Raw genomic sequence first — 14870 nt, 5'->3', positions numbered from 1 at the left:
TCCGCGCAAGACAGCCCGTCCCGAACCGTGATAGAATGCTTCCGGTTGCGCACGCCCGGAGTGATGCGGAGCCTGATTGGAGAGGGTTGTGCTGATATGGCGGCAGAAAAGACAGCGCGCGCGCTTGCGGAGGTAATCGATAGGGACGCGGCCGAGTTCGCGCGCGCGATTCTGGAACGCCTGGATTCGGAGCAGGCCCGTGCCACGGAAGCTGCCCTCTTGGAGTGGTTGCGCAGTATCGCCGCGCTCTTGCGTGGGGACTCGGGGCACACGTACGAGTACGTCGCGCGCATTGTTGCGTGGGCGCGCGCGCGCGGCGTGACCGCGGAGACGCTGGTGGCCGAGGTGCACCGCCACCGCCGCTGGCTGCTGGACTTCTGCTGCGCAAGAATCAAAGACGCGGCCGTGTCTGAAGTCTATGATGTTGTGCTCCAGGTCGAGCGTGAATACGTGCAGCAATTGACCCGGTTCTGTGAACAGGCTGACCGGGAGGTGCTCGCGGCCGCGCGCCGCCGCGAAGCCACGATCATGGAAGTCCTCGGTGGTCCCTGTCTTATGCTCGACGCGGAGGGCCACATCTCGCTGGCGAACACTGCGTGCGCCAATTTGATGGGCATGCGTCAGGAGACGCTGACCGGCCTCGCGATCGAAGCGTGGTGTGTGCCCGAGACCGCACGGGAATTTCGCAGAGCATTGCGGCAACGCCGCGCCGCCGGGCCGCAGGCCTTCACCGGCACATTGCGTTCCTCGAAAGGAACGCCGTTGCCCTGCAGGTTTACGTTCCATCCCATGTTCGACGACCAAGGGCTCCGTTGCGGGCTGGCCGTGGGCATCACCGACCTTGCCGAACCTTCCTCCTTTCCGCTCGTGCACCGGCTGAGTTTGTTTGACGACCTCGCGGAAGTCCTGGGTATCGGATTTCAATTGATTGACCTGAACGGCGAGGTCCTCTTTACAAGCAACTTCGCGCGCAAGCTCATGGACGACCACTCCGATTTGCCGCCGGCCTATTGCCACGCGTTGCTGAATGGGGCTCAAGACGCCGAGGCGCCCCCCGCCTGGATCTCGGTAATGCAATCGGGCCGGACCCTGCGCGACGTCGTCCCGTACAGGCGCGAGGATGGAGAACGGTGGATCGAGGTGGTGGTCGCCCCTCAGCGCACCCCGTCGAACACGGTCAGCCGCATCATCTCCATCCTGCGCGACGTTACGCGGTACCGTACGCTCGAACGCTCTTTCATCGAACACCAGCAAACCTCCCTCGCCTCGCAGCTTGCCGTCACCGTGGCGCACCAATTGCGTAATCCGCTGAGCATCGTCATCGGTTTCGCCGAAATGCTCGCGACCGGCATGACGCCCGAGAAGACCGCGGACGCCGTGGGGCGCCTGCTCAGCAACGGCCTGCGCTGCAAGAGGATTGTGGACGACCTGCTCGAGTTCGGCCAGGGTCTTAAAGGGGAGACCGTCCCCACGAACCTGGTTGCGCTGATTCGGGAATCCATTCAGCCGCTGTACGTGAATTCGAGCCGCTGCCGTTTCAGGTGGAGCTATCCGCAGCAACCCTGTTTCGTCCTGGCCGTCCCGGAACAGCTCAGCCAGATCTGCACCAACCTCGTTGAACACGCGATCCACGTCGGCGCTTCCGAAGTCGCGGTCACCGTGGAAGCCTCCGGCGATTCGGTGCGCGTTGCGATGTGCGACAACGGTCCGGAAATCCCCGAGAGTACGCGCGAACGGCTTTTCGAGCCGTTCATTTCCGCGCGCGGCGAAGGCGCGGCGGCCGAACTCGGCCTTAGTCTGGCCCGGTATCTGGCCCAGGAACACGGCGGCCGGCTGTTCCTGGAAAACTCCGGCAAACCGGGGACCTGTTTCGTGTTCGAAATGCCCCTGTTCCACGGCCCCCACGAAACCGCCGGCGTGGACCCGGATTCCGGCAAGGCCGGAACAGCGCGCCGCGTGATCATCGTCGATGACGAACTGGACCTGCTCGAACTGCTGCGAACCGCCCTCGAACGCCACGGTTACATCATCGAAACCGCGGCTACGAGCGCCGAGGCGCTCTCCCTGATTTCCCGCAGCGCCTGCGACGGGCTGGTCATCGATATCCAGCTTCCCGGCGAATTGAACGGCCAGCATCTGTACCGGTTCCTCAGCGGCGCCCACCCCGACCTCGCGGCCCGCGTGCTGTTTATCACCGCGGACACCATGACTTACGAAACCCGCAAATTCCTCGAAGAATCCGGCAGGCCGCACATGGAAAAGCCGTTTCTCGTCTCCGATTTCGTGGCCCGGGTGCAGGACCTGTTCCTGCCTGCCCCGGAGCCCGCCGGCAGAGACGGCAGGAGATGACTTGAGCCCAGGCCGGTGATTTACAATAACCGCGCCGTGTGTTAGGCTTTACACAGGTAGGAGGCAGATCTAACCATGTACAAGCGACTGGCCGCCCTTTTCTTCCTGGGCGTCGTCGCCGCCGGTTGCGCAACGGAGTCTGTCGCGTACCGCGAGCGCGACGGGGTGCGCTACGGGGTCACGCGCGGCGTTTTTCGAGGACGCTGGTGGAGCTATTACGAGCGGGGCGCCTCATACCTCGCCGGGCAATTCCATGAAGAGGCTCAGGCGGACTTCGAAAGGGCGCTCCAGGGATACACGCGCGACACGTGGCGCGCGCGCACCTACGGACTGCATTTTGTCGAATACTTCCCGAACCGCGAACTGGGCGTCGTCTATTACCAGACGGGCAATCTCGAGCTCGCCGAACAGTTTTTGCGCCGGTCCCTCGACGCCGTGGACACGGAGCGCGCCCACTATTACCTCGATCTCGTGACCAGGGCCCGCATTCAAGACGGCACGGTCCAGGACACCGTTGCACCCGCCGTCAGCGTGGATACGCCGATGGGGGCGCTGGTCGCCACGAGGGAGGTGCAGCTCGAAATCACCGCCCAGGACGATGTCGGCGTGAACCGCGTCACGGTCAACGGCAGGCCCCTCTATCAGCGCGGCAGCCCCGGGCAACTCGCGTTTTCGGAGGAAGTCATCCTCACGGAAGGGGCGCAGACCCTGCAACTCGAGGCCCTGGACCTCGCGGATAAGAAGTTCGCGCAGGATGTCCAAGTGACCGTAGACCTGACCGGCCCGACCGTCGGCGTCTTCGCGCCCGCGGACGCGCTCGTCACCGATGCGGCAACCGTTCTGGTGCAAGGCGCCGCCGTGGACAAGTATGGCGTGGCGTCCGTCGCGGTCGGCGGGCAAGCCGTCGCGGAAACACAAAGCGCGCCGCGGCTCGAATTCCAGCAGGAGGTGCCGCTGTCGGACGGCGAGAACATTGTCGTGATCGCCGCGCGCGACCTCGCGGGCAACGAGACGCGCACGGCCATCCGCGTGTTCCGCGGGCAGCCGCAATCGCCTGCCGCACGGCTCTGGCGCCTGCAACAGACTCAGCCTGAGTCGTTGCGGGTCGCCGGGAACGGCGCGGGCATGCTGCAACTGGTGCTGACCGCCACGCCGGAAGAAGTGCCCGGCATCAGTCTGAAATCGCCTGACCCGGACAGGCCCTACCGGCATAACCGGACCTTGCGCATCGCGGGCGACGTGGTCACGGAAACGAAGGTTGCGTCGCTGACCATCAACGGCGAACCGTTCGCGGAACTGACCGGCGCGCCGCATGAGAGCTTCAACCGCCGCATCCCCATCGATATGCCGGAAGACGACGGCGCCGCCGCGACGGTGCCCGTGTCGATCGTGGCGCAAGACGAAGGCGGCGCGACGATCAGCAGGGAATTTCAGGTCCAGGTGCGGCCGGTTATGCTCAACAGCCGCGAATCGCGCATGCCCGTAGCCGTGTTGGCTTTCGCGGGCAACGGCGTGGATCCGGCACTGGCCGAACTGCTGCGGGTCTCGACGGAGAGCGAACTGGTCAACGGCGAGCGGTTCCGCATCGTGGACCGCACGCGCCTGCAGGACGTGCTGACCGAGCAGCAGTTGTCCGCCGCGCTCGGCGACCCGAACGAGGCGATCCAGTTGGGCAAATTGACGCCCGCGCAGGTGTTCCTGGTGGCGGACGTGTTCCCGCGCGATCAGCAAGGGCTCGAACTGAAAGCGCGCGCGATCAGCACCGAGACATCGGATGTCATCGCGACGCTCGACGCGTTCATCGACAACAAGGACGACCGCGCCAAGGTCGCGGCGGGCTGCGCGGCCATCGTGAGCCAGCTTGCGGAGTTGTTCCCGCGCTTGTCCGGCGAATTGCTCGCGGTGCGCCCACAGGACGCCGGGGCGGAGGTATTGGTCAATTGGACGCCCGAGGACGGCGTCCGCCCGGGCGCGTATATGCTCGTCGTGCGCGAGGAAGAACCCTGGGTCGATGAAGCCACGGGCGAAGTGCTCGCGCCCGGAGAGTACGTGGAGGTGGGCCGCGCGAAGGTGCAGAGCGTGCAATCGAGCGGCGCCCGCGCGAAAACGGTGGAAACGACCGAGGAGGGGACCCAGCTTGAAAAAGGCATGCCGGCTATTACTATGTAGCTTGGTTGCGGCCGTGCTGCTGGCCCCGGCGGCAGCTTGGGCGCAACTGCAGATCAACTCGTCGCCGAGCAAGGTCGGCAGCGGCGCTCGCGCGCTCGGCATGGGCAGCGCGTTCATTGCGATTGCGGACGACGCGACCGCCGCGTCCTGGAACCCGGCCGGCCTGACCCAACTCGAACGGCCGGAACTCTCGCTCGTCTACAGCTGGAAACGCTTCAACGAGGAATTCGATTCGCGCGTGTTCCCCGGAATGGATGACGACCACGGCGTAAACCTGGACGACCTCAACTACGCCAGCGTGGTCTATCCCGTGCGCCGGACGATCGCGGGCCGCAACCTGCTGCTCAGCCTCAATTACCAGCGGCAGTATGACTTCGACCGCAGCCTCGAGTACGACGTCCGGTTCTTCACGGCGGGCGCGGGCGGCATCACGGGCGCGCGCTTCCGCGGCGACTATGCGCAGCGCGGCAGTCTTTCGACCCTCACGCCAGCAATCGCGTTCGAGATCACGGACCGCCTGTCGCTCGGCCTCGCCGTCAATCTGTGGGACCAGTCGCTCATCTCGAGCAACGAGTGGGAAACACGCCAGAAAGGCGCCTCGTTCTTCAGCACCAACGGCGTGGTCACGCCCGCTTCGTTCGGCCACTACTCCGTCGAGGAGAATTACGACGATTTCGAGGGCATCAACTACACGATGGGCCTCCTGTTCAAGCCCACCGCGCGCTTCAGCCTCGGTATGGTCTACCACACGCGTTTCACCGCGGAGGTCGAGTATACGCGCCGGTTCCGCTCGCACATGGGCGGCGTGCCCATTTTCCGCACCACAACAAAACGAGACCGGGAAATCACCTTCCCCGACGCGCTCGGGTTCGGCATGGCCTACCGCTTCCCCAACGACAAGCTGACGCTCTCGCTCGACGTAACCCGCCGCGAATGGGACGATTTCGTAATCATCGACGAATCCGCGTTGACCCTCGCGCCCGCGGGCGGTGGCTTCGGCTTCGTCACGCCGCGACGCACCTCCGGCGTCACCGGCCTGCCCAAGTTTCTCAGCCCGCACGACCCCACCTACACCGTGCGCCTGGGCGCCGAATACGTCTTTGTCGATCCGACCAAGCCGCGCCAGGACTTCCTGCCGAGCCTGCGCGCCGGCGTCTTCTACGACCCCGAGCCCGCCAGCCACCGCGACGACCTCTGGTTCGGCTTCGGCCCCGCGCTCGGCCTCGAATCCAAGGGCGACGGCAAGCCCGACGACTACTACGGCATCGCGCTGGGCGCCGGGCTGCTCATCCGCAACCGCGTCAACCTCGACATCGCCTATCAGTACCGCTGGGGCGACGACGTGCGCAAGGACACCTTCGGACTCAAGTCCACCGACGCCGACGTGCGCCAGCACTACCTCTACTTCTCGACAGTGATCTATTTCTAGGCCGTCATTCCGCGGTGGCTTTGGCGATGACGTCCTGAATCCTGACGGGCGCGCCGCCGAGGCGTTTGCTCTCGTCGGCGGCTTCCATGAACGCGAACATCTCGATGGTTTCCTCGGGGTCGATGGGCGCGATGCGGGTCTGGAAGAACTTCACGGCTTCGCGAACCATGGGCGCGTAATCGCCGCTTTCCTCCTGCTCGACGACCGCCTTGGTCCCGAAAATGACGACCTTGTGCGGCGTGGCCTGGTTGCGCAGGCCGATGAGCGTGCCGACGCGCCCGTTCGACCAGACGCCGGTAACCACGTCGGTGTCGGGCGTGGTCGTGCGCACCACCGACTCGCAGCCGCGGCCGAGCACGGTGAACAACGCCTCGGTCGGGTGCACGCCGTACCAGAACAGGTCCGGGTGATGTTCTTCGAGGCTGCACGGGCCCCACGAAACCGCGCCGCGGATGTCGCCCACGTCTTGCTGCAACAGCGAGGTCAGGGATTCGTAGTAGCGGTAGGACGAACAACTGAACCAGGGCGTATTGTGTTCCTTGCCGAGCCGGGCGATGGCGATGGCGTCGCGCAGGGAGCCCGCGAGCGGCTTGTCGATGAATACGGGCAGCCCGGCGGCGAACACGGGCTTGACCTGTTCGAGGTGGGGGCGGCCATCGACGCTTTCGAGCATGATAGCGTCGACCAGGGTGCAGAGTTCCTCGATGGACGCGACGACCTGAACGCCGAAATCGCGCTGCAACTGTTCGGTATAGCCGTCGACACGGCTGCTGCTCGATTCGAGGTCCGGGCTGCCGCCCTTGTACGCCGCTACGACTTTGGCTCCGGGCACGTGATTCGGGTCGTTCGGGTCGTTCAGCAATTGCGTGAACGCGATCACGTGCGACGTGTCGAGGCCGATCATGCCCACGCGGATATCGTCCGCGAATGCGGCGCCGGCAGTCAGAACCCCCGTCAACACCAAAGTAACCACGACGTATCTCATGTCAATACTCCCCACACGGTTAGGACTTGCGGGCGATTCTGGCAAATTTCGCCGGAGAAGGCAATGTAGACGCGGCGTCCTCGCCCCGTTCCGGTGTGACCCGGTGAGGTGCGGCGGCCGTGGGCGATTACGAGTACGGGCACGAACGGTTTCGGGGACTGCCACAGGCGGAGCGAGTCTTCGAGCGGAGACGTGGCTGTCCCCATGTCCCGGTCTTGGAAAGCGGGATCGGGCCGTGTTAGGGTGTCCGGCGTCAACCGCAAGCGCACGACGTCTTCCGTTCATGAAAATCCTGCACGTATATAAGGATTTCTACCCGCCCGTCGCGGGCGGGATGGAGCGGCACATCGGCCTGATGTGCCGGTACCAGCGGCAATGGGCCGAGGTCGAGGCGCTGGTCTGCAGCGGCACGCCGCGCACGCGCGTGGTCGAGCGGGACGGCACGCGGGTGACCGAGGCGGGCGAATGGGGCCGGTTTCAGAGTGCGCCGTTCTCGCCGTCATTTCCGTGGCGGTTGCGGCGCATGCGGGCGGATGTCGTCGTCGTGCACGTGCCGAACCCGACGGCGGAACTAAGCTGGCTGCTGGCGCGGCCGCGCGGCAGGCTCGTCGTGCGCTACCACAGCGACGTCGTGCGCCAGGCCCGCGCCATGCGCCTGTACCGCCCTTTCCTGATGCATTTCCTGAGGCAGGCCGCCGTCATCATTCCCACATCGCCCGCATATGTCGAGACCTCGCCGATTCTCGCGGAACTGCGCGACCGCTGCCGCGTCGTGCCGCTCGGCATCCTGCCCGAGGAATTCGAGCACCCGAATGCGGCGCGCGTCGCGGCCTTGCGGGCGCAATATGGCCGCGATTACGTGCTGTTTTCGGGCCGCCACCGGTACTATAAGGGCCTGCCGTACCTCGTGCGCGCCGCGCAAGGCATCCGCGCGAAGGTGGTCATCGCGGGCGACGGGCCCGAGCGTTCCGAGGTCATGGCGCTTGCCCGCGAACTGGGCGTGGACATCGCCTTTCCCGGCGAGTTGTCGCACGAAGACCTCGTTGCGCACGTGCACGGCTGCGCCGTGTTCGCATTCCCTTCGGTCGAGCGCAGCGAGGCGTTCGGCATCTCGATCCTGGAAGCGCACGCCTGCGGCAAGCCCGTGGTGGCCACGCGCCTCGGCACGGGGGTAGAATACGCGAACCTTGACAGCCGGACGGGGCTCAACGTGGCGCCACGAGACCCGGATGCCTTGGCCGAGGCCGTCAATGCGCTCCTGGACGACCCGGCCCGCCGCGAAAGTATGGGCGCGTATGCTCGCGAACGCGTGCGGCGCGATTTCCACGCGGAAACGGCGGCGCGCGCCGAGTTTGCGCTGTTTCAGGAAGTGTGGCGCGGCCATCTTGGCCGGGATTGAAACCTTATGCCGTCGCGTGAGGTGTGGGCAGGATGTCCATGCCGCGGCGGAGCCTGACAGGATATGGGATGATTGCCAATCAGTACCTGGTTTACGGATACGCATTGGGTCTGTCGTTTCTCGTCGCGTTGGGCCTGACGGAAGCCGTGCGCCGGTTCGCGCTGCGCCGGAATATCGTCGATCACCCGGGCGAACGCAAGATTCATGCGGAGCCGGTCCCGTTGCTTGGCGGCGCCGCCGTTGTCATCACGTTCTACGGATGCCTCGTGGCACACGTCTGCGCCATGCTCGTGATGGAGCGCTACAGCCTCGGCTGGCTGGAGGAAAACCTGCGCATTTCCCTGGGCGAGGGGCACCGCTCGAAACTGGCCGGCATCGCGGGCGGCGGGTTGCTCATTTTCGCGCTGGGCGTCTGGGATGATATCAAGCGTCTATCGCCCTGGACCAAACTCGTGGTGCAACTGGCCGCCGCCGGGCTGCTGGTCTGGTGCGGCATCTCAGTCCGGCTGTTCTTCGTGGACTTGCCATGGCTGCCCGAATCGGCCGCGGCGTGGCTCTCCGCCGCCTTGACGATCACGTGGATTGTGTTCATGACGAATTCCCTCAATCTCCTGGATAACATGGATGGGCTTTGCGGCGGCGTCTCCGTAATCGCGGCGTTTTCCTTCTTTCTGGCCGTGCAAACGCACGGAACGGAGCAGGAATTCGTGCGCCTGCTGCTCATGGTCTTCGCCGGGGCGATGGGCGGCTTCCTCTATCACAACCTGAACCCGGCGCGGATCTTCATGGGCGACGCGGGCGCGCTGTTCAGCGGCTTCATGCTGGCCACGGTCGCCGTCGTCGGCACGTTCCACACGCAGACCGCCAGTTCGCGGATCGCGGTCGCCGCGCCGCTGCTCGCGTTGAGCGTGCCGTTGTTCGACACGTTCAGCGTGATGTACCTGCGCTGGCGCAGCGGCCAGTCGATCATGCTCGGCGACAAGCGCCATTTCTCGCACCGGCTGGTGGACCTGGGCATGTCCACGCGGCAGGCGGTTGAATTCATTCTGCTCGTGGCCGCCGTCGCCGGATTGGGCGGCGCGCTGCTGCCGACCGCGACAATGACCGGCACCCTGATCATCCTGGGCCAGACCATCGGCGTGTTTCTGTTGATCGTGCTGTTGATGAACGCGGGCAACAAACGCGGAGGCAATCACCAGTGAGTCGCAAACAGAGCGCGCGGAACTCCACGCCAAGAAACACGCAACCGTCCGGCGTTTCAAACCCGGAAGCCGTCCGGTCTTGGCCCGCGGACTTTCCCCGCCCCCGCGTGCTCTATTCCGCGCTGGGCGCCTTGGCGGCATTCGCCGCCGCCGCCTTCTTCTTGCTGCTGCTCAAGTTCTATTTCCCAGGTTCCGCGCTGCTCGCGCGGGTCGACGTAGCCGCGCTTGTCGTTGCCGCGTCGCTGGCGCTCATCGCGGGCCTTGGCATGACGCATCCGAGTTTCGGCCTGGCGATGCTGGCCTTCTTGCGGCACTGGCTCGACGGCCAGACGTACCCGGGCGACGAAGCCTACTTCACTTGCGCGACCCTGTTCCTCTTCGTGTTGTGGGGCGTCCGCGTGCTCATGCGCGGCGGGCGCATCCAGCATGCCGGCCCTGCCCTGCTGCTTGGCGCATTCCTCGTTGCCGGCGCGTTCACGGCCCTGACTACCTATCAATTCGATAACACGTACCACCGCATCCTGCAATGGTCCTCATTCCTTGCCCTCTTCATGCTCGCAACCAGTGCGCTGCGCTCGCGCGCGGCGGTGGCCGTCGTGGCCGCGGGGTTCGCCGCGGGCGAGCTGTGTCATGCCGTGTACGCCGTGATGCAGTACGAATTTGTGTTCGACTACACACGCCAGGAAATGCTGAAAGACCCCAGGATTCTCTACCGCATTTTCGGCGTTACCGAACCAACGCCCGAACTGCTGCGCCGGCTCAATATCAACCGTGCTTTCGGCACCATGCTCTTCCCCAACGCGCTCGGGGCTTTCCTGATTCTCGGCATTCCCCTGAGCATCGGCGCCGCGATGCACGGCGTGCTGCGCCACAACGAGACAGCGTGCGCGCAGACGGGCAAGGTTTCGCGGGCCGCCGCATTCCGTCTGGCGTTGCTGGTGCTCATTACTTCGATGGCAGTCAGTTTCTATATCACTGCGCTATATGTCATGCTCGCGCACATCGAGAGGGACGTCCCCTTCCTGTTCGCGCTGGCCTTCGCCGCCGCCGTGCTCGTGGGCGTGGCGCACGGGGCCATCGCGTACCGTTATGCCGTCTCGCGCGGGGTCTGGCCCGCAGGGTACGCGTTTACCGCGTATTTCTTTCTCTTCCTCGTGGTGGTTCAATGCATCGCGCTTTGGCTGACCTTCTCACGCGGCGCCATGCTGTCCCTCGCGCTGGCGTCGGCCGCTGCCGCGGCTATCCTCTGGGCCGCGCGGCGCGGACCGCGCGCGCCCGCGCCCGCGGCGCGCACCGCGGCCGCAGCCCTGCTTGCGCTGTGTTGCGGCGCCGTCGCGCTGAACTTTGGGCAGGCCCGTGCACAAGACGCGGCCCCCGCGCCCGTCGCGGCTACCGCGAACACAGGCGAGGTCGCGGCCGCACCCACGCCGGAGATGCCCGAGGTCAACCGGCAATTGCTTGAAGAGGGCGCCAGTGTGCGAATGCAGGACCTGCTGGACCCCTCGTCCTTCGCATTGCGGGCCACGTATTGGAAGGTCGGGCTGCGTATGGCCGCGGACAACCCGCTACTGGGTGTTGGCTGGGGCAATTTTGGGGTCGCCTACCCGCAATATCAGACCGTCGACGCAGGGGATGTGCAAACGGCGCACAACGACTACCTGCAAGCGCTATGTGAAACCGGGATCTTTGGTTTCCTCGCTTTCACGGGGTTCTGGGCGTATTTCGCGGTCTGGGGCGCGGTTCGGATAGTGCGCGAGCACCGTCGCGCCGACCGGTGGCTGTTGGCGGGACTCTACGCGGGCGTGTTGGCGTTTCTCATTCACTCGCTCGTCGATTTCAACTTCTACAACACCTCGCTCGTGTTCTACGTCTGTCTGATCGCGGCGCTGTTCTATGCGCGCGCGCAAACCGCCGAGGCGGGGACGGAGACGGCGTCGGGCGGCCGGCACACCGCCCACCAGATTATCGTGCTGGCGCTGCTCACAGGCGCGGCCCTCATCGCGGGAATGAGCCTGCGCGTCTATCGCCAGAACCACGCCATCAGCGGCAACTGGGTGAACGTCGCCAGCCTGGACCGGCTGCAAGACCGCTTCGACGTGGGCCGCACCTGTCTGCGCGGCGTGTTTGATTACGGCATGGACCAGGAACTGGCGCGGCGAAACAGCGCGCAGCCAACGAAACGCGTCCCGGGCGTGCGTCTGGTCGATGTGCTCACGTTCTTCCAGCCCGGCCTGTCGCAGGACGCGGAACTCAACGAACTGCGGCAAACCCTGGAACGCATCGGCACGTTGGCCGCGCCCACGGCGGCTGGCGGCTGGCGGCGCCTGGAACCCGGCGACCCGCTTACGCGCGAGACCTGGATTTGGTTCAATAGGAAACCGTGGGCAGCACTTGAGGTCGCCATGGACGCGGCCGAGGCTTGGATTCGTGAACTGGAAGCGCTGGACCGCATGTTCCCGCACCGGCCCGACTTCGCCGCGCATATTCTGGACTGGTACGACATGCTTCTCGACGTGACGGAAGGCGGAAGTCAACAGGACCGCTTCCAGCGTTGCCTCGCCGGGTACCTGCAGTGGGCCGAAAAGGCCGTCGCGCGCAGTCCGCTGCGGTCGGAATTCCGGACACGTTACGGCGCAGGCCTGTGGAAGAAGGGCCGGTCCACGCCCGTCGAGTCTCGCATGACCTATTTCGAGCAGGCGATCGAGCAATACCGCTGGGCGCAGCGCCTGCGCCCCGAAGCTTCGTCCCAGGCCAACTGGGACCTGCGCGGCGCCCTGAAGGGCTACGGCGAACTTTTGATCGAGAACGGGTCTAAGGAAAAGGGCGAGCGATACCTCGAAGAAAGCGAAACGTATCGCGAGAAGGCCCTGGCCGTATACGAGGAACGCATACGCCTCGGCCTGCCGTTTTGACCAGACACGCGCGAACCATCAGGGGCGGCGGCGTAGCATCCTTCAAGGCCTCATCTTTCGGCAGCGCCTTGATTTCCACCGGACTTCGGGCTATGTCAGGCTGTGCAAGTGCGCCGGCCGTCACCAGCACATCTCCCGGCAGCATGACGAACTCCGCAGGCGGATTCGCCCTGGGTTTTCCGTCGCACATAATCGCGATGACCGTAACGCCGCGGCCGCCACGGCGCCTGTCTGCCTCGGGCAGGAAATCCGTACCGCCCCTGAATAGCCCTCTATTCGGACCCATTCACGGCTGATGCCGCCACGTTCCATCCAGACAAGCGCAGGAAGCAGGCTTTCGGCCCCGCGGCCGCCGTGGGAATACGCATTGTCACCTCGCGGCGTTCGCCCGGGAGCAGGCTGAAGTAGTTGTCCGACCAATACGCGGGCGCAATCGACGGACCGTCTTCGCCGGCGAGCGCATCCAGTTGCACGAGAAAGGCCAGCACGGGCCCTGTGTTCTCAATCGTCGCGTGTCCGGCAGTTGTGCCGCCCTCAGCCGTGACGCGCCACGCCGCCTGCAGCGTGGCGGGCGGCAGCTCGTTCAAGCGGGTGAAGACCGCGCGCGATTTCGGCTTGGTCCAGAAGAGGCCCTTCAGGTTGTGGCCGCTCGTGCCGGGGATATCGGGCACAGTGGAGAGCCAGTAGAAGTTGTCCGAAACAAGCGCGCCGGACGCGTCCCGCAATTCCAGCGTCAGAAAATGCACGTCGCTGAAGCCCTCCGGCCCCGGAATCACGAACGCCTGCGTTTTGCCGTCCGCCTCGACGGCAACCACGGCTTCTTTCTCAAACACGGGGACAAGATCGAAGTTGCGCACCGTCGCCGTCACCGTGACCCCGGAATAGGGCTGGCCATGCGTATTCACGACCCAGACACCGCGGTCGTCGTAGGCAAATTGCGCGTGCAGCGGCTCGCAGGCCTTCTTCGCGCCGAAATACGCCGCTGTGGGGCGCAGGTACCAGTCCACATACTGCCACGTGATCGCGGCCGGCCACGCCGCGTCGTATTTCCAGGTCGTGATGCCGGTCGCCTTGTATTTGTTGCGTCCGTAGGCCTCGAACATGCCGCGGGCGCTGCTGTAATTCATCGCATAGGCCTTGCGCAGGAAATCAAGGAGGTTCGCGGGCGCGCCGTAGGACGCGTTCATGCTCTCGCGGAACGCGTCGAAGTATTCGCCGCCCTGGGCCACGCTGTGGAACGACCACGCTTCCGTATCGAGCGCCGGCCAGAGCTGGTCCTCGGGCATCATTGCCCGGATACTGTCCTCGTGCGCGACGATGCCGCCGATGCCTCCGGACTGCGCGAAGCCCCACGCGCCGTCGAAGGTGCGCCGGTAGTAGTGCTCGGGCGAGACATAGGTCCACAATTCGCGCGTGCCGGTGCGCGTGCCGCCGGTGCGCGCGCGCTCGGGCACATAGAATGTGCCCGAGTGCGGCTGATACGTGCGGTGGAGCCGGTATTTTTCAATCAGCGCCTGATAACCTTCGTCGAGGTGGTCAGTCGGATATGTTTCGTCGTGGCCAAGGAAATGAACCAGGCTCGGGTGCGGCCGCACGCGCAGCATCATGTCGTCAATGCAGGCCAGCGCCAATGCCTCGTCCGGAAGGTTCCGGCCGAATATCTGTTGCGTGACCATGACGCCGTAGCGGTCGCACAGGTTGTAGAACTCGTCCGTCTCGCGAATCGAGAACCCCTCCGATCGCAGCATATTCAGCCCGGCCTCGCTCGCGTAGCGGACCAACGCCTCGTAGCGCTCGGGTGTCAGCCGCAGCAGCATGTCGGCGGTCATCCACGCGCCGCCGCGAATGAGCACGCGCCGCCCGTTGATTTCGTACGTGCGCCAGTCCTCGTCGTTGAGGAAGGTGTTCACTTCGCGCACGCCGAACGTGACGTCCGCGCTGTCCGAGACCGCGCCGTTGACCTTGACCGTGAATTGCGCCCCGTACAGTTCCTGCGAGCCAAGGTTGACGGGCCACCAGATGCGCGGCTGCGCCAGATTCAGCGCGGGATTCTCGCCGGGGGTCAGCACAACCTCGCGCGTCTCGCCGGGGCCAAGCGCGACTTCGGCAAGCACGACCCTGTCTTCGATGACCAGCTTCAGTTCGCCATAGATCTCCTCTTGCGTGTGGTTCGTCACGAATACCGACGCAGTCAGGCGCGCGGCGTCGAGCGCGGGCAGGTCCAGGTCCGTCTCGACATAAGGATGCGCAAGACTCAGCGGCCCATGCGCCTCGAGGTACACGTCCTCCCACACGCCCGCGTTCAGGTCCGGCGGCCAGGGGTTGTGATCGTCCCAGCCGGTTGTGGCCTCGACCTGTTTCGTGTCGTAGTCGCGCTCTTCCAACTGCCCTGGGCCGGCAACCTTCAACGCAAGCACATTCGCCT

General features: G+C 65.2%; 8 protein-coding genes. 6 read left to right on the top strand and 2 right to left on the bottom strand.

Annotation, left to right across the window (positions count from 1 at the left end):
• Nucleotides 1–96 precede the first annotated feature (96 nt).
• From KA184_19210 to KA184_19200, 3 genes are all read left to right on the top strand, one after another.
• Nucleotides 97–2349 carry a PAS domain-containing protein gene (locus KA184_19210; GenBank protein ID MBP8131713.1) on the top strand — a complete coding sequence of 751 codons (2253 nt, stop codon included), beginning with the start codon at nt 97–99 and terminating at the stop codon, nt 2347–2349.
• Between the two features lie 75 nt (nt 2350–2424).
• The gene (locus KA184_19205; GenBank protein ID MBP8131712.1) at nt 2425–4518 is read left to right on the top strand and encodes a hypothetical protein; all 2094 of its coding nucleotides are present in this window, start codon (nt 2425–2427) and stop codon (nt 4516–4518) included.
• Nucleotides 4487–5947 carry an outer membrane protein transport protein gene (locus tag KA184_19200; protein MBP8131711.1) on the top strand — a complete coding sequence of 487 codons (1461 nt, stop codon included), beginning with the start codon at nt 4487–4489 and terminating at the stop codon, nt 5945–5947. Before KA184_19205 ends, KA184_19200 begins: the two co-directional genes overlap by 32 nt.
• Nucleotides 5948–5951: 4 nt before the next feature.
• Here KA184_19200 and KA184_19195 read toward each other — a convergent pair whose 3' ends face one another.
• Nucleotides 5952–6851: a Gfo/Idh/MocA family oxidoreductase gene (locus tag KA184_19195; GenBank protein ID MBP8131710.1), complete on the bottom strand. Its 900-nt coding sequence runs from the start codon at nt 6849–6851 to the stop codon at nt 5952–5954.
• Between the two features lie 364 nt (nt 6852–7215).
• On the opposite strand from KA184_19195, the gene KA184_19190 reads away from it, so the two are divergent.
• From KA184_19190 to KA184_19180, 3 genes are all read left to right on the top strand, one after another.
• On the top strand, nt 7216–8331 hold the full coding sequence (locus tag KA184_19190) for a glycosyltransferase (GenBank protein MBP8131709.1): 1116 nt from the start codon (nt 7216–7218) through the stop codon (nt 8329–8331).
• A 68-nt stretch (nt 8332–8399) separates the two neighbouring features.
• Complete coding sequence (locus KA184_19185; protein ID MBP8131708.1) at nt 8400–9533, top strand: undecaprenyl/decaprenyl-phosphate alpha-N-acetylglucosaminyl 1-phosphate transferase; 1134 nt, start codon at nt 8400–8402, stop codon at nt 9531–9533.
• A complete protein-coding gene (locus KA184_19180) occupies nt 9530–12445 on the top strand; it encodes an O-antigen ligase family protein (GenBank protein ID MBP8131707.1) in 2916 nt (971 codons plus the stop codon). The genes KA184_19185 and KA184_19180 overlap by 4 nt, the downstream gene beginning before the upstream one ends.
• A 272-nt stretch (nt 12446–12717) precedes the next feature.
• On the opposite strand, the gene KA184_19175 is transcribed toward KA184_19180, so the two are convergent.
• On the bottom strand, nt 12718–14870 hold a 2153-nt coding region (locus KA184_19175), incomplete at its 5' end, for a hypothetical protein (GenBank protein MBP8131706.1).

The sequence above is a fragment of the Candidatus Hydrogenedentota bacterium genome, from assembly GCA_018005585.1.
Taxonomy (GTDB): Bacteria; Hydrogenedentota; Hydrogenedentia; order Hydrogenedentales; family JAGMZX01; genus JAGMZX01.
The sequence above is the reverse complement of the archived record's forward strand: the minus strand, read 5'-3'. Positions and strand labels throughout refer to the sequence as shown.